This is a genomic window from Dactylosporangium sp. NPDC000244, assembly GCF_040300725.1.
In the GTDB taxonomy this organism is placed as follows: domain Bacteria; phylum Actinomycetota; class Actinomycetes; order Mycobacteriales; family Micromonosporaceae; genus Dactylosporangium.
The window spans coordinates 63,228-83,663 of record NZ_JBEPEH010000006.1 but is presented as its reverse complement, the minus strand read 5'-3'; the positions used below and the strand labels follow the sequence as shown (position 1 = coordinate 83,663).

The window sequence follows — 20,436 nt, the reverse complement described above, 5'->3', positions numbered from 1 at the left end:
ATGGACGCGACGGGCCGCCTCGCGGCGATCGGCGAGGCCCGCCTGGTCCGCGGCTACGGCCTGGCCGGGGTCGCGGTCATCACCGCGGAGGACGAGCCGACGGTGCAGGCCGCGTGGCGGGAGCTCGACCCCCGGATCAGCATCGTCATCGTCACCCCGTCCGCGGCTCGGGCCGTGGCGGCTTCCGGCGGACCGGGTGGGCGCCTGCTGGCGGTACTGCCGGATCCGGACGGCACCGCGTGAACCTGGAACCGGTCCGTGCCGCGCTCCTGCGCCGCGCGCACGCGGACGCCGCCGCCGTCCGTGCCGAGGCCGCACAGTCCCGCACCCGGCTGCTGGGCGACGCCCGCGCCGAGGGCGAACGGATCCTGCGGGAGGCGCGCAGCAAGGGCCACGCCGACGCCGCACGCCTCGCCCAGGCCGAGGAGGCACACACCCGCCGCGCCGCCCACGCACTCGTGCTGTCCGCGCAGCGGGACGTTTACGACGAATTGTGCCGCCGCGTGGCCGGGCAGCTGCGAGCGGAGCTCGACGGTGGACGGCTCGGACCCGCGCTCGCCGCCCGGGCCGCCGCCGTCCTCGGCCCGGACGCCCGGGTCGAACCGGCGCCCGGCGGTGGCTTCACGGCCCATCTCGGCCACCGGCGCGCGGACTGCTCCATCGCGTCGCTCACCCGGCAGGCCGTCGAATCGGCCGGAACCGCCGCGGAGCTGTGGCGTTGACCGCGCAGGTCGCCCGGATCACGCGCGTCAGCGGGCCGCTGGTGCAGGTGGACGGCGCGGACGCCGCCATGCACGACGTCCTCGAGCTCGGCCCGTACCGCTCACCCGGTGAGGTGGTCGCCGTGCGCGGGTCGCGCGTCACCGTGCAGGCGTACGAGTACACCGGCGGCCTCCGTCCGGGTGACGCCGCCGTCCCGCTCGGCCATCCACTGGCGGCGCCGCTGGGGCCGTGGCTGCTCGGCGGCCTGTTCGACGGCCTGCTGCGCCCCCTCGCCGGTGCCCCGGTCTGGCTCGACGCGGGATCGCTGACCGCCGCACCGGCGGACGGACCGGCCCGGCGCTTCGCACCACAGGTGGCGAAGGGCGACGCGGCCGGACCGGGCGGGATCCTCGGTACCGTCGCCGCCGGTGGCCCGATCGAGTTCCGGGTCCTCGTCCCGCCGCACGTGTCCGGCCGCGTCGAACGGGTTGCCGCACCCGGCGAGTACGGACCCGGCGACGTCCTCGCCACGGTCGGGACGGTGCCGGTGACGATGACCGCGTCGTGGCCCGTCCGCACCCCGCGACCGTACCTGGCCCGCCGCGCCGCGGACGCGCCGCTGCTCACCGGGCAGCGCGTGGTCGACGCGTTCTTCCCGATCGCCAAAGGCGGCACGGCAGCGGTTCCGGGCGGCTTCGGTACCGGCAAGACCCTGCTGCTGCAGCAGATCGCCAAGTGGTGCGACGCCCACGTCATCGTCTACGTCGGATGCGGCGAGCGCGGCAACGAGATGGCCGACGTGGTCGCCGAACTGTCCACACTGGACGACCCCCGCACCGGTGGCCGCCTGCTGGACCGGACCGTCGTGATCGCCAACACGTCGAACATGCCGATGATGGCCCGCGAGGCCAGCATCTACACCGGCGTCACCGTCGCCGAGTTCTACCGCGACATGGGCTACGACGTCGTGGTCATCGCCGACTCCACCTCGCGCTGGGCGGAGGCGCTGCGCGAGTTCGCGTCCCGCAGCGGAACACCACCGGCCGAGGAGGGCTACCCCGCCGACCTCGCCTCGGCGCTCGCCGCCTTCTACGAACGGGCCGGCGCCGTGCGGACGCTCGGTGGCGGTCACGGCTCCGTCACGATCGTCGGCGCGGTGTCCCCACCCGGCGGCGACCTCACCGAGCCGGTCACCGCGAACACCGAGCGGTTCGTACGCTGCCGGTGGACGCTCGACCGGGACCTCGCCTACGCCCGCCACTACCCAGCGGTGTCCTGGTCGGCGTCGTTCTCCCGCGACACCGGGCTGATCGGTGCCGACTACGCGCGTCGCGCGGATCCGGGCTGGGCCGCCCGGCGGGCACGGGCCCTGGACGTGCTTGCCGACGCCGACCGGATCGCCGCGCTCGCCGACCTCGTCGGCACGAGCGGGCTGCCGGCGCACGAACGGATGACGCTGCTCGCCGGGCGCCTCCTGCGCGACGCCGTTCTGCAGCAGAACGCCCTCGTCGTGCACGACGCCTACTGCACCACGGCGAAGTCGGCGGCGCTGCTCGAGGCCGTCCTCACCGTGTGCGACCGCTGCCACGCGCTCGTCGACGCCGGCGCCGCGCCGGCCTCCATCGAGGCGGTCGACTTCGGTCCCCTGGTCCGGGCTCGGGAGACACTCGGCCCCGGCGACGCCGGTGGCGTCGCCGGGCCGCGCGACGCCGTCCTGGCCCAGCTCGACGCGGCGGCTGCGGGGAGGACGGCATGAGCGCGTGGCCGCCGGTCGAGTACTGCGACATCCGGGAGCTGCACGGGCCCCTGGTCGTCGTCGGCGGTGTCTCGGGAGCCGCCTACGACGACGTCGTCACCGTCCGCCTGCCCGGCGGCACCGACCGGCACGGCGTCGTGCTCGAGGTCGACCGGGACACGGCGGTCGTCCAGGTGCTCGAGGGCACCGCGGGCATGGGCCGCCACGGCAGCACCGTCGCGTTCGCCGGCGCGCCGATGCGCATCCCGGTCGGCAACCAGTGGCTGGGGCGCACCTGCAACGGCCGCGGCGCACCGATCGACGGCGGGCCGCCCGTGACCGGCGAGCGCAGTGCGGCGGCCGCCGGGGCACCGCTCAACCCGACCTGGCGCGAACCTCCGGCCGAACCGGTCATCACCGGCGTCTCCGCCGTCGACGCGCTGACCACCCTGGTGCGCGGCCAGAAGCTCCCGGTGTTCAGCGTCGCGGGCCTGCCGCACCTCGAGCTCGCCGTCCAGATCGCCGCGCAGTCCCACGCCGGCGGCGCACCGTTCAGTGTCGTCTTCGCCGGCATGGGCCTCACCCACGCCGACGCCGCCTACGTCCGGGACGCCCTGGACGAACGAGCCACCGCTGGTGAACTGGTACTCCTGCTGAACACCGCCGACGATCCGGTGATCGAGCGCATCCTCACCCCGCGGCTGGCACTGACCGTGGCCGAGGATCTCGCGTTCACCGGGGGCCGGGACGTCCTGGTCGTGATGACCGACATGACCGGCTACGCCGAGGCGCTGCGGGAGGTGTCGTCCGCCCGCGGCGAGCCGCCCGCCCGGCGCGCCTACCCGGGGTACCTCTACACCGACCTCGCGTCGCTCTACGAGCGGTGCGGCCGCATCCGGCACCGGCCCGGCTCGGTGACGATCCTGCCGGTGCTGACCATGCCCGCCGGGGACATCACCCATCCGGTACCGGACCTCACCGGATACATCACCGAGGGGCAGATCGTGCTGTCGGCCGAGCTGCACGGCCGGGGCGTGTATCCGCCGGTCGACCCGCTGTCGTCGCTGTCCCGGCTCATGCGCCACGGGGCCGGGCCGGGCCGCACCCGGGCCGACCATCTCCCGCTCGCGGCACAGGTGCTCGCCGCCTTGTCGCACGCCCGTCAGACCCGCGAGCTGGCCGACCTGATCGGCGCGGCCGCCCTCGGCGACGTGGACCGCCACTATCTCGGTTTCGCCGACGTCGTCGAACGACGACTGATCGACCAGCGGCCGGACGAGGCGAGAACGCTGGACGACACGCTCGACCGGGCCTGGCAGGCGCTACGGGCCCTGCCGGAGCGCGAGCTCGTCATGCTGCCCGAGACGCTCCGCGCGGCCCACGCCACCGAGGTGACCGGATGATTGCCCTGCGCCATGTTCCGGTGGGCCGTTCGGGCCTGCTGTGGCTGCGCCACCGCCTCGAGGTCACCCGGCACGGCAGCAGCGTCCTGCGGCGCAAGCTCACCCTGCTCGCCGCCGAACACGACCGCCTCCGGCGGCGCCGGGCCGAGACGGCCAGGGACTGGGCGGCGGCCGACGCGACGGCCCACGGCCGGCTCGAACGCGCGATGCTGCTCGACGGCCTGGAGGCAATCGAAGCGGCGGCCGACGAGGATGACCGGCGGTGTCCGACCTGCCGTTCGCGCCGGCCACGGGCGAGAATGGCAGGTACGGGCAGGGCGCATTCCTCCGAACACCGCGGACAGCGGCATCACGGGCTGGAGGCAACCATGACCTACCGGGTAGCTCGACCTGGCCGTGGCGCGATGACGTCGGCTGCGAGCCCGCCATGAGCACCGTGGACTGCCTGACCATGGACGGCCGGATCGTCCGGATCCGCACGATCCGGCCGCGGGACGCGCCGGCTCTGCTCGCCCTGCACCAGCGGCTCTCCCCGAACAGCCGGTACCTGCGGTTCTTCAGCGCGGGCGCGGCACTGGACGCCGAGGTCCGCAGGCTCACGGGGCCGTCGGGGCCGGACTGCGTACACCTGCTCGTCGAGGAGGGCGACGACGTGCTCGCCGCCGGCTCCTACGAGCGGGTCGACGCGGCACGGGCCGACTTCGCGCTCGTGGTCGACGACAACCACCACGGCGAGGGCCTCGGCACGCTGCTGCTGGAGCAACTTGCCGCCGACGCGCGACGGGCGGGCATCACCGAACTGCTCGGCGACGTGCTGGCACACAACGCCGCCATGCTGCGGGTGGGCGGCGACCTCGCGCCGGGCGTCGCTCGCCGGCTCGGCGCCGACGCCGGAAAGGTCCAGATCCGGGTGCCGACGCTGCTGGACGAGGCCGCACTGGCCGCCGTCGGGGTCCGGGACCGCACCGCGGCGCACCACTCGCTGCGGCCCCTGCTGGCCCCCGCCTCGGTGGCCGTCATCGGCGCCGGACGGCGACCCGGCGGGATCGGCCGCGCGGTGCTCGCGGCGCTGCGGGCCGGCGGCTACACCGGGGCCCTCCACGCGGTCAACCCGCACGCCGAGCAGGTGTGCGGGATCGCCGCGTATCCGAGCGTCGCGGCGATCGGCGGCGCCGTCGACCTGGCCGTCGTCGCCGTGCCCGCGGCGGCGGTCCCCGAGGTGGTGCGGCAGTGCTGCGCGGCAGGCGTGCGCGCCGCGGCCATCCTGACCGCCGGCATCGAACCGGCGGCCCAGTCGGCGCTCGTGCGCCAGGCGCGCCGGCAGGGCATGCGGATCCTCGGCCCCAACTGCCTGGGCGTGGTGAACACCGACCCCGCCGTGCGGCTGACCGCCACGTTCGCCCCGGCACCGCCCGTCGCGGGCGGCCTGGCGGTGGCGTCACAGTCCGGCGCGATCGGCGTGGCCATCCTCGACGCGGCCGCCGACTGCGGCATCGGCATCTCCAGCTTCGTGTCGCTGGGCAACAAGACCGACGTCAGCAGCAACGACCTGCTCACCTACTGGTACGACGATCCGGCGACCCGCGCCGTCGCACTGTACGTCGAGTCCTTCGGCAACCCGCGCCGGTTCGCCCGGATCGCCCGGGCCATCGCCGGCCGCAAGCCGGTGCTGGCCGTCAAGAGCGGCCGTTCGGAAGGCGGCAGGCGGGCGGGTGCCTCGCACACCGCCGCCGCGGCGGCGCCGGAGACGGCGGTGACGGCGCTGTTCGCGCAGGCCGGCGTCATTCGCACCGACACCCTCGGCGAACTGCTGGACACCGCGCGGGTGCTGGCCGACCAGCCGCTGCCGACCGGCAACCGCCTCGCCGTGGTGGGCAACGCCGGCGGGCTGAACGTGCTGGCGGCCGACGCCGCCCAGACCGCGGGCCTCGTCGTGCCCGCGCTGGCCCTGCCCGGCCGCGGCCCGGACGCCGTGAACCCCGTCGACCTCGGCGCCCAGGCCGCCGCCGAGACGATGGCCGAGTCGATCGGGCTGGTCGCCCGGTCCGGCGACGTGGACCTGCTGGTCGTCACGTTCGTCTCGACCCGGACCAACGACACTCCCGCCACGATCGCGGCCGTCGCCGCCGCGGCCGACGACTGCCCGCGGCTCCCGGTCGCCGTCGTCGTGGCCGGCGCGCCCGACGTGCCCGCAACGCTGGGGGCCCGCAAGGTACCGGTGTTCGGCCTGCCGGAGCCGGCGGTGCTGGCGATGGGCCGCGCGGCGCGGTATGCGGCCTGGCGGCACGAGCCGGCCGGCAATCGCCCCGCGCTGCACGACATCGACTGCGCCGCGGCCCGTGGCATCGTGCTGCGGGCTCTGGCCACCGGCGGCGGCTGGCAGCCCGCCGACGTGGCCAGGTCGCTGCTGGCCTGCTACCGCGTGCCGGTGGTGGAGACCCGCATCGCCGCGGATGCCGACGCCGCGGTCCGCGACGCCGAGGCCATCGCCTATCCGGTGGCGCTGAAGGCCGCCGAGCCGGAGCTGGTGCACAAGAGTGACATCGGCGCCGTCCGGCTCGAGCTCGCCGATGAGGCGGACGTCCGCCAGGCATATCGGGCGATCGGCACCGCCGTCGGCACCGCGCGGCCCGCCGTGACCGTCCAGCCGATGGCCGATCCGGGCGTGGAGATGGTGACCGGCATCGTCCACGATCCGCTGTTCGGTTCGCTGCTCATGCTCGGCCTCGGCGGTGTGTACACCGACCTGCTCGGCGACCGGGCGCTGCGGCTGCTGCCCGTCACCGACCGCGACGCCGCGGCGATGTGGCGCGGACTGCGCGCCGCGCCGGTGCTGACCGGCTACCGCGGTGCGGCACCCGCGGACACCGCCGCGCTCGAGGATCTGCTGCTGCGCCTCGGACGCCTCGCCGAGGACTTCCCCGAGGTCGCGGAGCTGGACCTGAACCCGGTCCTCGTCGGTTCGCGCGGCTGCACGGCGGTCGACGTGAAACTGCGCCTGGCGCCGGTCGGCGCCGAGCCCGACCCGTACCTGCGGGATCTGCTGCGGCAGACGACCGACGCGGTTCCGGGGTCCTGAGGGAGGCACTTGTCATGGGTACCGACAACGCGGTGGTCGTCGGCGTCGACGGCTCACCGAGCAGTCTCAGCGCCGTGGCGTGGGCCGCCGCCGACGCGATGCTCCGGCACCGCCCGCTTCGCGTGGTGCACGCGTTCGTGTGGCCCCCGGTGTTCGCGCAGGCGCCGCCGCGACCGTACGAGCAGGCCGTGCGGGAGTCCACCGAGCAGATCCTGGGTTCGGCGGTCTTCCGGGCCCGCGACGTCGCGCCGAACCTCGACATCAGCACCGACACGCCCGCCCTGCAGGCGGCCGCCGCGCTCGTGACCGCCTCCCGGCACGCCATCGCCGTCGTCGTGGGCAACCGCGGCCTCGGCGGCTTCACCGGCCTGCTCGCCGGTTCCGTGGGCGTCGAACTCGCCGCCCATGCCGCCTGCCCGGTCGTCATCGTGCGCCACTCCGCTCGGCCGGGCGGCCCCGAGGCCGGCCGCGTCCTCGTCGGCATCGACGGATCCCACGACGCCGAGCGCGCACTGCAGTTCGCGTTCGAGCAGGCGTCGTTCCGCGGTGCCGGGCTCACCGCCGTCCTGGCCTACCTGCGGCCGGAGCCCACCAGGCCGGACGACATCCTGCCGCTGATCCGCGATCAGGACACTCTGCGCGACGACGAGCGCCGCACGCTGGTGGAGTCGCTCTCCGGCTGGGCCGAGCAGTACCCCGACGTCGATCTGCGCACCGCCGTGGTCCACGGCCGCCCGGCGGCCGTGCTCACCGAGCGGTCCGCCGGCGCCGAGCTGCTGGTCGTCGGGTCCCGCGGGCGCGGCGGCTTCACCGGGCTGCTGCTCGGCTCCGTCAGCCAGGCCGTCATCCGTCACGCCGACTGTCCGGTCGCCGTCGTCCGATAGCCCGCGCATCCGGGGCCCGGGCACAATAAAAGACCTACGAGGCGGTTTCCCTTCGCCGGCATTGCCCGGATCAGGTGGTGGGGATCGCCGGTCGACCTCTCGGTCGTGTTCAGCCTCTCAGCTCAACTGTCATCCAGTTGGGCTCTCCCGCACGTCTCGTAGGCCCAACCACGAATCTACTCCGAAGGCGAGCCGGTGCAGGGTGAGTCATCGGGTTAGAACGTGGCGATCGGGTTGACCGGGCTGCCCGACGTGCCGGCGAAGCGGACCGGCGCGACAGCGAGCTGGAAGTCCCACTGGCCGAGCTCGGCCGCCGTCGTCGCGCACGCCTCCAGGTCGCAGTTGTCGAGCAGCCACAGACCCATCGCGACGAGACTCACGGCATGAACCGGCATCAACACGTCTTCGTACCCCGACGGCTGAACGTCCTGCGGTGTGTCGGCGCCGATCAGCGCGACCTGCCGCTCATGCAGCCACGGCAGGCAGGACGCGTGCCAGCCGGCCTGCGTGAAACCGCCGCCCGCACCGGCCTCGTGCCGGGCGCGGCCGTAGCCGGTCCGCAGGAGCACCGCATCGCCGGGTCGCACCCGCACACCCTGGCGACGCTCGGCCTCCTCGAGATCCTCGGGAAACACGCCCTGCGCCGGCTCCAGCCACGGCACATCGCGGACCCTCGCGATGTCCAGCAGGACACCGCGCGTGACGATCCCGTTCGCCGCCGCCGTGACGGCCGCCCACGCCGAACCCGTTGCGGCATCGACCAACGCGTGTGACCGCCCGTTGTACATCATGCCGTCCCAGAAGATGTGGCACGGCGAGTCGACGTGGGTGAGGGTGTTGCCGTGGAACGTGATGCCGAGCCGCTCGGAGGAGAAGCCCCAGCGCCGGTCGTTGCGGAATGCGGGCACCGGCATGTGCTCGGCGCCCGGCATGTCGGCGGCGCACGGGCACGTCGTCGTCGACCGCTCCATCTCTTCCGGGACGGCGACCTCCCATGCGCACGACACGCTCCTGCCGTGGCGCACGGCCCGCGCCGCCGCCAGCCGGACCTCGTCGGTGATGTGGTTCAGCGTCCCGAGCTCGTCGTCGTCGCCCCACCGTCCCCAGTTCGACAGCGTGTCGAAGTATGCGAGCACGTCGTCCTGTGTGGGCATCGGTCGCCCCGCCGTCATCCCTGCACCGACTCCTCCGGTCACGCGGTTCGAGGCACCGCGGGTGAGCCCCGACCGTACTACTCCGGGCGCGATCGAGTTCGTCAAGCACCGACCAACGATGACCGGGCCGCCCGGCGCAGCAGGACACTGTTGATGGGGTAGCTCACGGTCGTCTCGCCCGCGAACAGGGTCCACACGAGGTCCACGAAGGTCGTGGCGGTGGCCAGCTCGTAGCCCTGCCGGGTGCGGTCCACGCTCGACAGCCTGGGTGGGCGTCCGCCCGGGAGCACGACGAACGCCTCGACCCGGGCCGTGCCGCCGAGCTGCGTGCGCCAGCTCTGCAGCTGGTCGGACAGCGACGGACGGGCACGGGCGTCCGTCGCCTCGTGGACGAGCAGGACGAAGTTGCCGGCCGAGATGGCGTAGTGGAAGGACGTCGCCCCGGTCACCGGGAGTTCGTGCATACGGACGGCCGAGTAGGCGAGCAGCCGGTGGTAGGGCGCCTTGGGCTGCTCCCCGGGTCCGAACCATTGCCGCTCCGCGAGCTGGGCCAGCGTTGCGGCGTCGGCCTCCCGGTCGGCCACCTGGTCGGCCGCGGTACGGGCGTCACCGAGGGCAAGGGCAGCCCAGGCCGCGACGATGAGGATGCCGAGCGCGGCGGCGGCGCCGATCCAGTCGGCGGTCCGGTTTCCGCCGCTGACCGCGCGATAGACGTAGATGACGATCTGGAGGAACGCGTACGCCGCGGCGACGCCCGCGACCGTGACGACCCACATGCTGGGGCGTCGCCCGGCGGGCCGGTCACGCCGCCGGTGGTCGACGAGCGTGCCGGCGGCGACGAGCACGGCGAGGGCGGGCGGGGTGAGGTTCCACGGGTCGTACTGCTGCCGGAGCCACACCCGGACCGCCTCGCCGAGCAGCCAGACGGCCAGCACGGCGACCGCGGTGCCCCAGCCGGGCCGCGCGGTGCCCGCCGCGCGGGTCGTCGGCGCCCCCACGATGTCGGCGCGGGCCTGCGGTGGCGGATACGGCGCCGCCACCGGGTCGGCGTCGCCGGCGATGGCGCGAGCCTCGGCGACGGCCCCGCGCACGACCGCGAGCTCGGGCTCGGGCACCGTCACCACCCGGCCGGGCGCCTTCGCCTCGAGCAGCTCGCGGACCAGCGGGATTCGGCTGGACCCGCCGACCAGGACGACGGCGCCCAGCGTGGCCCAGTCCTCGACCAGGCCGATCTGCTCGGACGCCTGCACCGTCCGCTCCAGGTCCGGCCGGATCAGCGTGTTCAGCTCGGCCCGGGTGAAGCTGATGGTGACGGCCGAGCCCTGGACCTGCTCGGTGGCGACCTCCACGCCGCTGTCCGACAGCCGCCGCTTGAGGGATTCGCAGGCGGCGAGCGCGTACGCCTGCGTCTCGACGCCGGCCGGCAGCCGCCCGTCGCCGCGGAGCGCGGCCAGGATCATCCGGTCGAACTCCGCGCCGCCGACGTCGGCGAGTCCGCCGGGGACGACGAGCGCGTGCCGCTGGTCCTCCGGCGGCGCCAGCACGGCACAGTCGAACGTCCCGCCGCCGAGGTCGTACACGAGCAAGGGCCGATCATCCGGTACGGCACCCTGCGACCGCGCATGGACGACGGCCGCGACCGGTTCCTTCACGATGTGCAGTGAACTACCGGCGAACCCGGCCTGGATCGCGGCCTGCCGCAGCGCCTCCTGCCGGTAGCCCTGCTCCCAGACGCTCGGGACGGTCAGCACGACCACGTCGGGTTCGGCGGTGACGAGCCGGGCGGCCTGCCGGCGCAGGAACCGCAGCACCTCGGTGGTGAGGTCGGCCGCGGTGTACCGCTCGCCGCCGAGCACGAACGTGCGGCCGCCGCCGAGGTCCCGCTTGAACTCGTCGGCGAACCCGTCCGGCGCCGCCAGGCGGGCGTTCACCGCGGCGGTGCCGACCAGCCATTCGCCGCCGGTCCGGCAGACCGCGGTCGGGATCGCGGTGATCCTCCGGGCCGGTGACGCCGGGTCGGTCACCAGCCGCGGCTCGTCGTCGCCGGTCTGGACGGCCAGCGACGAGGTGGTCATGCCGAAGTCGATGGCGTAGACGAGACGGCCGCTCACCCGGCGGTCCCGTTCCGCGCGTCCCGAAGCTCGGCCGCCAGCCGGAGCGCCGCCTCCCGCTGCCGTTGCTGTTCGGCGGCCAGGCGTTGCAGCGCCGCCGGGTCCGCACGGCCGGTGTCGGCGACGGCATCGGCGGCGTCCAGCTCGGCGAGCACCTCGCCGCGCGCGGCGCCGGCCTGCCGGATGAACTCGTCGCGCACCGCCTCGGCGATCAGCGGCCCGCTGCGGCCCAGCCAGTCCTGATGCTGCTTGATCTGGTCGTCGACCCAGGCCGGGGCCTGGCCGCTCAGGGTGTTGAGGCCGGTCTCCCGCCACCGCTGGCGCTCCTCGCGGAGCGTTTCGCGGATGCCCGACGCCCACCCGACCAGGTGGCCCAGCAGCGCGCCGACGGCGGCGCCGGGCAGCACCCCGAGGCCGGGGGCGAAGAACGTCACGACGCCGCCGACCATGCCGCCGATCGCCCCGCCGGTGATCGCCAGCGTCCGGCCGTTGACGGCGCCGGCCCTGATGGCGGCGAAGGTGAGCACCGGCCGGTCGTCGACCAGCCGGGTCACCACCTCCCAGCGCTTGCCGGCCCGCACACCGGCGACATCGTCGGCGGCGCCAGGGTCGAGGTCGAGGCCCGACTCGGCGGCCCAGCCGGCCCACACCTTCAGGACCGCGCTGGTCAGCGTGGCGTCCGCGTCCTCGCGCAGCCGCAGGATCCGCTCGGCGAAGTTGGTGGCGTACGTCTGGGGGTCCAGCCGCGGGGAGTACAGTCCCTGCTCCGCCCGGATCTGGCCCTTGAGCAGCCGAAGCTGGTCGGTCAGCTCGGCGTCCACGCGGTCGGCCGCCGCCCGGCAGCGCTGCGTGAGCTCGACCGGCGCGCGTGCGATCGCGTGGTCGAGGCGGGCCAGCCGGGCCCGCAGCTCGTCCGAGCGGCGGGCCACCGCCTCGGCGTCGTCCACCTGGGCCCGCAGCGCGGCCAGGCGTTCCCCGGCTGCCGCCGCGATCTCCGCCAGAACGGTGTCCAGGAGGTCGGCGGCGGCGTCGAGTTTCGCGGCGAGCAGCGTGGCCGCCTCGGCCAGCAGCATCCGCCGCAACCCCGGAATGCCGGTGTCCTCCTCGCCGCCCCCGCCGTCGGCCGCCAGGTACAGGGCCTCCTCGGCGGTGACCTCGGCGACCGGGACGCTGCCCGCGGGCCGGCCGGTCGCCTGCGCGACCCGGTCGGCGTTCTCCGTCGCGTACGCCGCGATGGCGGCCCGGCTCACCTTGTCCACCTTGGTCACGACCAGCACGAACCGCGGACCCCGGCCGATGCGGGCGAGCTCGTCCAGCTCGTCCTCCGTCAACGGGCGATCGACGGCGGCCGCGACCAGCAGCACGTCGGCCTCGCGGGCACGGCGGTGCGCGATGGCGTTGTGCGCCGGGTTGCGACTGAGGATCCCCGGCGTGTCGACCAGGACCAGACCGGCCGCGAGCAGCGACTGCGGGCTGCGGATCTGGATCTCGACCACGTCGTCGGCGGCCCCGCGCCGGGACTGCTCGCTCACGTACTGGCTCAGCTTGTCGACATCGATCTCCTGCTCGCGCACCTGCGAGCCGTCGGCGATCCGCACGAAGGCCCGCGCCTGACGGCCGAAGTACACGGTGGTGGCGACCGCCGTGTTCTCCGCCGCCTCGTGCGGGAACAGCGCCCGGTCCGCGACGAGGGCGGCCAGCATCGTCGACTTGCCGCGGTCGAAGCTGCCGAACGCGACGACCGTGCAGGTCGGTGCCGCAAGCGTGGACAGGCCGAGCGCGGACAGCCGCGGGTCCGGCAGCTGCCGGGCCGCCTCCGCCGCGACTGCCCGTACCGCGTCGAACCTGAGCCTCACCGGGTCGGTCATTGCGCCTCGTCCTCCCTCTCGTAGATCACGACGTCCTGCGGGCGGAGCACCCCGGCGCCGAGCCGCAGCCCCGGGCGTGCCGTGGCGGCGATCCGGCCCGCCGGCCCGCCCGGCGTCGTGCCCACCACCCGATGCCGCTGCGGGACGACCGGCCCGTCGTCGGCGAACTCGGTGACCTGCAGGCCGTCCAGCACCACGTCGAGCCGGTCCAGCAGCCACGTGTACACCTCGTTCGTGCCGTCGGACACGTCCCGCAGCCGCTCGCGGACCCCGGCCAGCTCGAGCGCGACCGGCGCGCTGTCCCAGCCGTGCGCCGCGGCGGGCGGCGGGCTCACGGCCCGCGCCGTGGCCAGCGCGTCGGCGAGCACCGCCAGGGCGTGCCGGCCGACCTGCAACAGCTCGTCGTCGTCGCGGGGTTCGCCGGGCGCCGGCGTCCCGGCCCGCAGCGCGGCCTCCCGCACCAGCTGGTGCAGCTGGTGGTTGGGGCGGGCCGGGCGCCGGAACGGCAGCATCACAACCGTCTCCTCATCCGTGCGGAAGCCTCCATCGGTAGCCTTGATCAGTAGCCTCGTCAGTAGCCGCTGAGCAGGTCCGCGGCCGTGTGGACCCGGTACGCGACCTCGTCGGCGATCCGGCTCAGGGTGCGCAGCAGGTGCCGGGTCGGGTTGCCGTTGAGGTCCTCGTTGAGGCGGCGCCGCCAGTACGCCGCCTCCTCATCGGCGACGGCCGCGAAGCCGGCGGGCGGGGTCCCGGCGGGACGGCCGAGCCGCTGCGCGCAGGAGGTGCCGAACTCCCCGGCGAGGCGGCGCGCCCGCTCGGCCTCCCCCGGGCCCAGGCTGACCGAGGGCTGCTGCAGGCCGCGGAGCAGCTCGAGGTCGGCGAACCCGAGGACCCGTTCGCGGACCTCCGCCACCGCCCTGGTCACCTCCGTCAGATTCGCGTCGGGCCGGCCGCCGTCCTCGGTCCGATGCCTGGCGACGGTCCGCTCGACCTCGGCGATCAGGGCGTTGAGCTTGATCAGGGTCGAGCGCCGCCCGAAGTGGCCGCGCACCAGCGCGACGACGTCGGCGACCCCGCTGTCCCTGACCAGCGCGGCCCGCAGCTCCTCGTCGGACCGGCCGGCCTTGAGGTGGACGCAGGCCCGGAACACCCCCCAGCAGCCGAGCACCGCCGCCAGCGCAGACCGGGCGGACAGCGGCAGCGGGCAGTCGGTCTCCTCGGCCAGGAAGGAGCGCTCACCCCGCAGCCATCGCACCAGCTCCGGCAGCCCGCTCGAGCTGAGCGCCCGCAGATCCGACAGGTGCCCGGCGTCCAGCCGGAACGCGCCCTCGGCGAGCAGACCCGCGATCGGGACCACGGTGTGGAAGAGCTCGCCGATCCGGTCGTCGTCGTCCTGGAACGCGCGGATCCTCGCCCGGGCCGGGCCGAAGGGGTCGTACTCCACGGCCGCGGTCCGCGGCCCCCAGCTCCCGTCGCACCGGCTCAGCACCCCGAACGCCCGCAGCGAGTTGAACGGCCCGGAGCCGTCACCGCCGCCGACGAACCCGGTCACCACCTCGAGGTCGGGACCGCCCAGATCGTCGGTGAACAGATAGAGCACCGCGTCGGCCTGGGCCATCGCCGCGCCGCTGGCCTTGCCGACGTCGGCAAGGGTGCGGTCCATGGTGGCCAGCAGGCGCTCGGTGCTCGCCGAATCGTCCCCGTACACGCTGCCGAGACCCGGGGTGTCCAGGAGCCCGACCTCGGTCAGCAACTCGGCGGGCAGGTGCACCTCGACGTGATCGATGCTGCGCAACTCGTCCAGCCGGCCCGCGTCGCGGTCGTTGAGCCGGTGCAGCTCGTCGAGCCCGAACTCGGCCGGCGCCCGGCCGGTCGCATCCCGGTAGTGCACCCGCAGGAACTCGCGCTCGTCGTGGCGGTACTCGGCGACCGTGAACGTCATCTCGGTCGTGCCGGTGCTGGCCAGGCCGCGCCCGATCAGCGCGTTGACGAGCGTCGACTTGCCACACTTGATCCGGCCGACGACGGCCAGCCGCATCGGCCGCCTGACCCTCCGCTCGGCCCCGGCGAGCAGGTCGTGCAGGTCTTTGCGGTAACCGAACCGGTCGCTGCTGCTGGTGAACCGTGCGGCCTGGCGAGTCAGCAGGGCAATGGCTGCGGATTCGGTCAAGTCGGTGTTCACTTGTCATCCCGTCCGGTCATGACTGAGGGTCTTCAGTCTGTTCACGACAGTCACGCCATTAAATCCCCCGAAAGGGTATGCGTGCCTGACCGGCCGCACTCCTATGTGCATTAGTTGTTCTGGGATAGGATGGCGCTTCGTCGGCGGGAGGGTGCGTGCAGGGCTTCGGCGATCTGGAAGCGGCGCTCATGGAGCTGCTGTGGAAGCGCGGCGAGCCGACCACGGTCCGCGAGGCCCTGGACGGGCTGGCCTGGCATCGCGAGCTCGCCTACACGACGGTGCTGACCGTGATCGACAACTTGTACCGCAAGGGCTGGCTCACCCGCGAACAGGACGGCCGGGCCTACCGCTACACGCCCGCGCTCACCCGCGAGCAGTGCGTCGCCCGGGCCATGCACAACGCCCTCGTCGACAGCGGTGACCGGATCGAGGCGCTGACCCACTTCGTCGGGCGGATGAGCCTGGACGAGGCCGCCGCCCTGCGGGCCGCGCTGCGCTCCTACGAACGCCGGATCGCCGGCCGGTGAGCCCGTTCCTCCTCGCCGCGTTCACCATGGCGCTGGCGCTCATCGCCGCGCCACGGCTGGCCTCGGCGCACTGGGTCGTCCGCGCGCCCCGGCTCGCCGTCGCAGCATGGCTGGGCTGGTCCGGTGCGGTGCTCCTGTCGGCGGTGTTCACCGCATTGACGCTGCTGTTGTACTGGGACCGCGCCCACGATCTCGTCAAGGGCGCCTGGCACATCTGCCTCGACGCGCTCCTGGGCCACCACGACCGCGCGGCCCAGGTGGCGGCCGTGGCGGGCCTGTTCGGCCTGGTCCTGCTCGGCGGGCGGCTGGCCGTCAACGGCCGGCGCCTCGTCATCGCCGCCCGGGCCCGCCGCGCCGAGCTGCGGCTCGCGGTGCGGCTCGGCGGCCTGCCGTCGCCGCTGCCCGGGGCCAGCATCGTGCGCCACGACGAGCCCGCCGCCTATCTCCTGCCCGGACCCAGCCGGCCCGGCCGCGCGGCCGAGATCGTGGTCACCTCGGCCGCCGTCGAGCGCCTCCGGGCCCCCGAGCTCGCCGCCGTCCTCGCCCACGAGCGCGCGCATCACGCCGGTCACCACTATGAGATCACCCATTGGATGCGGCTGCTCGCGGCCGCGTTCCCGCAGGCCCGCTGCTTCACGCTCGGCCGCGGCCAGGTGGACCGGCTGGTGGAGCTGTGCGCCGACGACACCGCGGCCGGCGGCGCCGCCCGCATCGACCTGGCCCGGGCCCTGGTGAGTATGGCCCAGCCCGGCTCCTCCGGCACGCCGGACGGCGCCCTGGCCGCCCGCGGCGGCGACAGCCTCGAGCGGCTGCATCGGCTGCTCGATCCGCCGCCGCCGCTGTCACGGCCGGTTCGCGCCGGGATCGTGGCCGCGACCGCCGCCGCCCTCGCCGCCCCGGTCGCGATGGCGGCGTTCGACCGGTACGTCACCTGGGCCCCGACGCTGCTGCCGATGTAGTTCGCGGTCACAAAAAGGGTCGTGCCGGCACGACTTCCAAGGGGATTGGCAGGCTCCGGCACGACCCAGAAGGGACTGTACTACTAACTCACCTAGTAGTACAGCCCCGGAGTGGAAACGGCGTCAGTTGGAGGCGATGGACAGGCCCGAGTCGCCGGGCCCCATGCTCAGCTGCGTGCCCTCGGCGAACGTGCTCTCGAACCGCGCCTGCATGGCGTCCAGCTGCGAGAAGTCCGCACTGTGGGCCGACTCGCTGCCCTCGGCCGCGAACACCGAGTCCGACGTCTCCGAGTCGTTGGAGTAGTTCGTGAAGTCCGTCGACTCGTACCGGCTGCCGTCCGCGCCCTCGAACTCGACGTGCTTGCCGGTCTGGAAGTCGGTGGACTCGGCCGAGCTGTGGTCCTCGCCGTAGACGCCGAACTGCGAGGCGTAGTCCTGCTCACTGCCCGACGCCTGGTGCAACTGGTCCAGCGCGCTCGACTCCTGACCGGTCTCGAAGTGCGCGCCGTCGAAGTCGCCGTACTCGCTCATCAGGGTGGTCCTTTCATACCAGGGGAATGGCTCCGACATCGAGAACACTACTACCTTGCTTAGTAGCATTGACTCCCAAAAACGTGCCATGACTTCATCCGCACCGTTATTTCCTATGGAGCTTAGTTTTACCCACAAACACCCTTAGTCAGAGCGGTGATACGCGCGGTATATCTGCTACTGCGGCTAGGAGACGGGCTTGTCCGGCCGTGCGCCGGTGCGTAAGGTTCGCGGACGTGCCGATCCGCCGTGTCCACATGCCCCGCATCTGCCCACCGCCACTGCACAGGTTCCTCGTCACCGCGGTGACCGTGGTCGCGGTGCTGCTGGCCGGCACCGGAGCGGCCCAGGCCGAGCCGACCCCCGCGGAGCTGGAGCAGCAGATCGACGAGATGTGGAACCAGCTCGAGCCGACCATCGAGCAGTACAACCAGGTCCACACGCAGCTCAAGGACAACCAGGCCAAGGCCGAGAAGCTGCAGCAGCAACTCCAGCCGCTGCAGGACCAGGTGGACGCGGCGATGGGCAAGATCAGCGAGATCGCCGTCCGCCAGTACAAGATCGGCCGTGTCACCACCATGCAGGTCCTGCTCTCCGGCAGCACCCCGACCGACACCCTCGACCAGCTCACGGTCGTCAACGCCATCGCCCGCAACGAGCGGGCCCAGATCCAGGACGTCGCCGCGACCCGCGACCGGCTCGCCGCCGACAAGCAGGCCCTCGACGCCCTCATCGCCCAGCAGACCACCCAGGACAAGGAACTCGCCGCGAAGAAGACGCAGATCGAGGGAAAGATCACCGACCTGCAAAAGCTCCGGCAGCAGGCGTACGGCTCCAGCGGCGCCACCGGCACGCTGAAACCGGTCGCCTGCCCCGTCGACTACCTCGGCGGCGACGGCGGCACGGCCGCGAAGAAGGCGTGCGAGCTCATCGGCAAGCCCTACATCTGGGGCGCCACCGGACCCAAGGGCTACGACTGCTCCGGGCTGACCATGGCCGCCTGGGCCGCCGCCGGGGTGAGCCTGCGGCACTACACCAAGTGGCAGTGGGAGGACGCGAAATCGGTCGCGAAGGCCGACCTGCGCCCCGGCGACCTCGTGTTCTTCTACAGCGACCTGCACCACGTGGGCCTCTACGTCGGCGGGGGCTGGATGGTCCACGCCCCGACCACCGGCGACTACGTCCGCATGGCGAAGCTCGAAGGCCGGCCCATCACCGGGTACCGCCGGCCCAGCTGACCGGGGCGGAGGCCGGCCTGCGCGCGACCGGCACGCTCGTGGGCCGTGCGGCGGCGGCTCATGCGGCCGCGTTTCGGCTTGCGCGGCGCCAGGCGGCGTCGGTGAGCAGGCGCAGCCCGTTGAGGCCGACGATCACGGTGGAGCCCTCGTGCCCGGCGACCCCGAGCGGTAGCGGCAGGTGGCCGAAGAGGTCCCACGCCACGAGGGCGGTGATGAACGTACCGGCGATGACGAGATTCGCGGCGACGACCCGGCGGGCCCGGCGGGACAGGGCGATCAGCGGAGGCAGGGCGGCGAGGTCGTCACGGACCAGGACCGCGTCGGCGCTGGTGAGGGCCAGGTCGGAACCGTGGCGGCCCATGGCGACGCCGAGGTCGGCGGTGGCCAGGGCGGGCGCGTCGTTGACGCCATCACCGACGACCATCACCCGCTCCCCCTGCTGCTGCATGGCGCGGACCCGCTCGACCTTGTCCTCGGGCAGCAGGGCAGCGTGGACGTCAGTGATGCCGGTGTCGGCGGCGAGACGGTGCGCGGCGCCGGCGTTGTCGCCGGTGAGCAGGACCGGCGGGGTGCCGGTCACCACGGCCAGGGCCGCGACGGTGGCCGCGGCCTCGGGACGGACCTGGTCGGCGAGGACGACCACGCCGGCCGGTGCGCCGTCGACGACGACGGCGACCGCGGTGCGCCCCGCGTCGTGGGCGTCGGTGACAACCCGCCGCACGTCCGCGCGGCCCGGGTCGGCGGCGCCGGACAGGGCGGGTTTGCCGGCTCGGACGTGGCGGCCGCCGACGATCGCCTCGACGGCGTGCCCGGGCGTGGCCCGGAAGCCCTCGGCGGGCGGGATGTCCAGGCCGCGTTCCCGTGCGGCCCCGACGATGGCCGCGCCGAGGGGGTGCTCGCTGTGCGTCTCGACGGCGGCCACGATCCGTAGCAGGCCCCTCTCGTCGAGCCCGGAGCCGGTGGCGGGGTGGATGCCGGCGACGCGGATCGCGCCGGTGGTGAGGGTGCCGGTCTTGTCGAAGGCGACGACGGTGGTATCGGCGAGCTGTTCCATCACGACGGCGGACTTGACGAGCACGCCACGGCGGCCGGCGAGGGCGATCGCGGACAGCAGCGGCGGCATGGTGGCCAGCACGACCGCGCACGGTGACGCGACGATCATGAACGTCATCGCCCGCAGCAGCGTGGACTGCAGGTCGGCGCCGAACAGCAGCGGGATCGCGAACAGGGCGAGGGTGGCGACGACGACGCCGATGGAGTACCGCTGCTCGATCTTCTCGATGAACAGCCGCGTGCGGGACTTCGTCGCGGACGCCTGCTCGACCATGGCCACGATCCGGGCGACGACCGAATCGCCGGCCGCCCGGCGCACCCGGGCGGTCAGCGCGCCGGTGCCGTTGAGCGTGCCGGCGAACACCTCGTCACCGGAGGTCTTCGCCACCGGCAGCGACTCACCGGTGATGGTGGCCTGATCCACGTCACTGCTTCCGGCGACGACCACCGCATCCGCCCCGATACGCTCGCCCGGCCGGATTCGAACCAGGTCACCGACCCGCAGGGCGGCGGCGGGGACCACCGTCGCGGTGCCGTCGGGGTCGAGCCGGGTCGCCTGTTGCGGGGCGAGGTCGAGCAGTGCCCGGACGGAGTCGGCGGTCCGGGCCGTGGCGAACGCCTCGAGCGCGCCCGAGGTGGCGAAGATGACGATGAGCAGCGCCCCGTCGAAGACCTGCCCGATCGCGGCCGCCCCGATCGCGGCGACGATCATCAGCAGATCCACGTCGAGGGTGCGCTCCCGCAGCGCTCGTAGGCCGGCGAGGGCCGGCTCCCACCCGCCCGTGACGTAGCAGGCCAGGTACAGGCTCCACCACACCGGCGCCGGGGCCCCGGCCAGCTGGGCCAGTCCGCCCGCGGCGAAGAGCACCGTGGCGATCGTCGCCCAGCGGATCTCCGCCAGTGCCCACATGCGCGCGCCGAGACGGCGCGGCCGGACGGAGGACAGCCCGGCCGGTGCCGTGGCGGATGGTCGTGTCGACGTCATGGTCACGGGGAACGACCATACCTGC

At 73.9% G+C, this 20,436-nt stretch carries 17 protein-coding genes; 10 read left to right on the top strand and 7 right to left on the bottom strand.

The window, feature by feature from the left end; all coding sequences use genetic code 11:
• Genes ABT369_RS10215 through ABT369_RS10185 form a run of 7 tightly spaced genes read left to right on the top strand, consistent with a single transcriptional unit; the run spans window position 1 to window position 7,803 of the window.
• Window positions 1–243: a hypothetical protein gene (locus ABT369_RS10215; RefSeq protein WP_350611406.1), complete on the top strand. Its 243-nt coding sequence runs from the start codon at window positions 1–3 to the stop codon at window positions 241–243.
• On the top strand, window positions 240–722 hold the full coding sequence (locus ABT369_RS10210; protein WP_350611405.1) for a hypothetical protein: 483 nt from the start codon (window positions 240–242) through the stop codon (window positions 720–722). Before ABT369_RS10215 ends, ABT369_RS10210 begins: the two co-directional genes overlap by 4 nt.
• Window positions 719–2,458: a V-type ATP synthase subunit A gene (locus ABT369_RS10205; RefSeq protein WP_350611404.1), complete on the top strand. Its 1,740-nt coding sequence runs from the start codon at window positions 719–721 to the stop codon at window positions 2,456–2,458. Before ABT369_RS10210 ends, ABT369_RS10205 begins: the two co-directional genes overlap by 4 nt.
• Window positions 2,455–3,840, top strand: coding sequence for a V-type ATP synthase subunit B (locus ABT369_RS10200; protein ID WP_350611403.1), 1,386 nt, complete (start codon window positions 2,455–2,457; stop codon window positions 3,838–3,840). Before ABT369_RS10205 ends, ABT369_RS10200 begins: the two co-directional genes overlap by 4 nt.
• Window positions 3,837–4,271 (top strand): hypothetical protein, encoded by a 435-nt coding sequence (locus ABT369_RS10195; protein ID WP_350611402.1) that lies wholly within the window; start codon window positions 3,837–3,839, stop codon window positions 4,269–4,271. The genes ABT369_RS10200 and ABT369_RS10195 overlap by 4 nt, the downstream gene beginning before the upstream one ends.
• Window positions 4,268–6,919, top strand: coding sequence for a bifunctional acetate--CoA ligase family protein/GNAT family N-acetyltransferase (locus ABT369_RS10190; RefSeq protein ID WP_350611401.1), 2,652 nt, complete (start codon window positions 4,268–4,270; stop codon window positions 6,917–6,919). Before ABT369_RS10195 ends, ABT369_RS10190 begins: the two co-directional genes overlap by 4 nt.
• Window positions 6,920–6,933: 14 nt before the next feature.
• Complete coding sequence (locus tag ABT369_RS10185) at window positions 6,934–7,803, top strand: universal stress protein (RefSeq protein ID WP_350611400.1); 870 nt, start codon at window positions 6,934–6,936, stop codon at window positions 7,801–7,803.
• Window positions 7,804–8,018: 215 nt separating this feature from the next.
• Here ABT369_RS10185 and ABT369_RS10180 read toward each other — a convergent pair whose 3' ends face one another.
• From ABT369_RS10180 to ABT369_RS10160, 5 genes are all read right to left on the bottom strand, one after another.
• Window positions 8,019–8,957, bottom strand: coding sequence for a cyclase family protein (locus ABT369_RS10180; protein ID WP_350611399.1), 939 nt, complete (start codon window positions 8,955–8,957; stop codon window positions 8,019–8,021).
• Between the two features lie 101 nt (window positions 8,958–9,058).
• Entirely contained in the window at window positions 9,059–11,068 is a 2,010-nt protein-coding gene (locus tag ABT369_RS10175) for an Hsp70 family protein (RefSeq protein ID WP_350611398.1), read from the bottom strand.
• Window positions 11,065–12,936: a dynamin family protein gene (locus ABT369_RS10170; RefSeq protein ID WP_350611397.1), complete on the bottom strand. Its 1,872-nt coding sequence runs from the start codon at window positions 12,934–12,936 to the stop codon at window positions 11,065–11,067. The genes ABT369_RS10175 and ABT369_RS10170 overlap by 4 nt, the downstream gene beginning before the upstream one ends.
• The gene (locus tag ABT369_RS10165) at window positions 12,933–13,451 is read right to left on the bottom strand and encodes a hypothetical protein (RefSeq protein WP_350611396.1); all 519 of its coding nucleotides are present in this window, start codon (window positions 13,449–13,451) and stop codon (window positions 12,933–12,935) included. Before ABT369_RS10165 ends, ABT369_RS10170 begins: the two co-directional genes overlap by 4 nt.
• Window positions 13,452–13,507: 56 nt before the next feature.
• Complete coding sequence (locus ABT369_RS10160) at window positions 13,508–15,118, bottom strand: dynamin family protein (protein ID WP_350611395.1); 1,611 nt, start codon at window positions 15,116–15,118, stop codon at window positions 13,508–13,510.
• 155 nt (window positions 15,119–15,273) lie between these two features.
• On the opposite strand from ABT369_RS10160, the gene ABT369_RS10155 reads away from it, so the two are divergent.
• Window positions 15,274–15,645 (top strand): BlaI/MecI/CopY family transcriptional regulator, encoded by a 372-nt coding sequence (locus tag ABT369_RS10155; protein ID WP_350611394.1) that lies wholly within the window; start codon window positions 15,274–15,276, stop codon window positions 15,643–15,645.
• A complete protein-coding gene (locus ABT369_RS10150) occupies window positions 15,642–16,604 on the top strand; it encodes a M48 family metalloprotease (RefSeq protein WP_350611393.1) in 963 nt (320 codons plus the stop codon). The genes ABT369_RS10155 and ABT369_RS10150 overlap by 4 nt, the downstream gene beginning before the upstream one ends.
• Before the next feature lie 123 nt (window positions 16,605–16,727).
• On the opposite strand, the gene ABT369_RS10145 is transcribed toward ABT369_RS10150, so the two are convergent.
• A complete protein-coding gene (locus tag ABT369_RS10145; RefSeq protein ID WP_350611392.1) occupies window positions 16,728–17,135 on the bottom strand; it encodes a hypothetical protein in 408 nt (135 codons plus the stop codon).
• Window positions 17,136–17,371: 236 nt separating this feature from the next.
• On the opposite strand from ABT369_RS10145, the gene ABT369_RS10140 reads away from it, so the two are divergent.
• The gene (locus tag ABT369_RS10140; protein ID WP_350611391.1) at window positions 17,372–18,373 is read left to right on the top strand and encodes a C40 family peptidase; all 1,002 of its coding nucleotides are present in this window, start codon (window positions 17,372–17,374) and stop codon (window positions 18,371–18,373) included.
• A 58-nt stretch (window positions 18,374–18,431) separates the two neighbouring features.
• Here the strand turns inward: ABT369_RS10140 and ABT369_RS10135 are convergent, their stop codons facing one another.
• Complete coding sequence (locus ABT369_RS10135) at window positions 18,432–20,411, bottom strand: heavy metal translocating P-type ATPase (RefSeq protein WP_350611600.1); 1,980 nt, start codon at window positions 20,409–20,411, stop codon at window positions 18,432–18,434.
• Between the last annotated feature and the right edge of the window lie 25 nt (window positions 20,412–20,436).

Excerpts from the sequence above, each read along its gene's own strand:
- ABT369_RS10170 (WP_350611397.1), bottom strand. The coding sequence starts at position 12,936 with ATGACCGACCCGGTGAGGCTCAGGTTCGACGCGGTACGGGCAGTCGCG.
- ABT369_RS10135 (WP_350611600.1), bottom strand. The coding sequence starts at position 20,411 with ATGACGTCGACACGACCATCCGCCACGGCACCGGCCGGGCTGTCCTCC.
- ABT369_RS10200 (WP_350611403.1), top strand. The coding sequence starts at position 2,455 with ATGAGCGCGTGGCCGCCGGTCGAGTACTGCGACATCCGGGAGCTGCAC.
- ABT369_RS10190 (WP_350611401.1), top strand. The coding sequence starts at position 4,268 with ATGAGCACCGTGGACTGCCTGACCATGGACGGCCGGATCGTCCGGATC.
- ABT369_RS10215 (WP_350611406.1), top strand. The coding sequence starts at position 1 with ATGGACGCGACGGGCCGCCTCGCGGCGATCGGCGAGGCCCGCCTGGTC.
- ABT369_RS10185 (WP_350611400.1), top strand. The coding sequence starts at position 6,934 with ATGGGTACCGACAACGCGGTGGTCGTCGGCGTCGACGGCTCACCGAGC.
- ABT369_RS10195 (WP_350611402.1), top strand. The coding sequence starts at position 3,837 with ATGATTGCCCTGCGCCATGTTCCGGTGGGCCGTTCGGGCCTGCTGTGG.
- ABT369_RS10180 (WP_350611399.1), bottom strand. The coding sequence starts at position 8,957 with ATGCCCACACAGGACGACGTGCTCGCATACTTCGACACGCTGTCGAAC.
- ABT369_RS10145 (WP_350611392.1), bottom strand. The coding sequence starts at position 17,135 with ATGAGCGAGTACGGCGACTTCGACGGCGCGCACTTCGAGACCGGTCAG.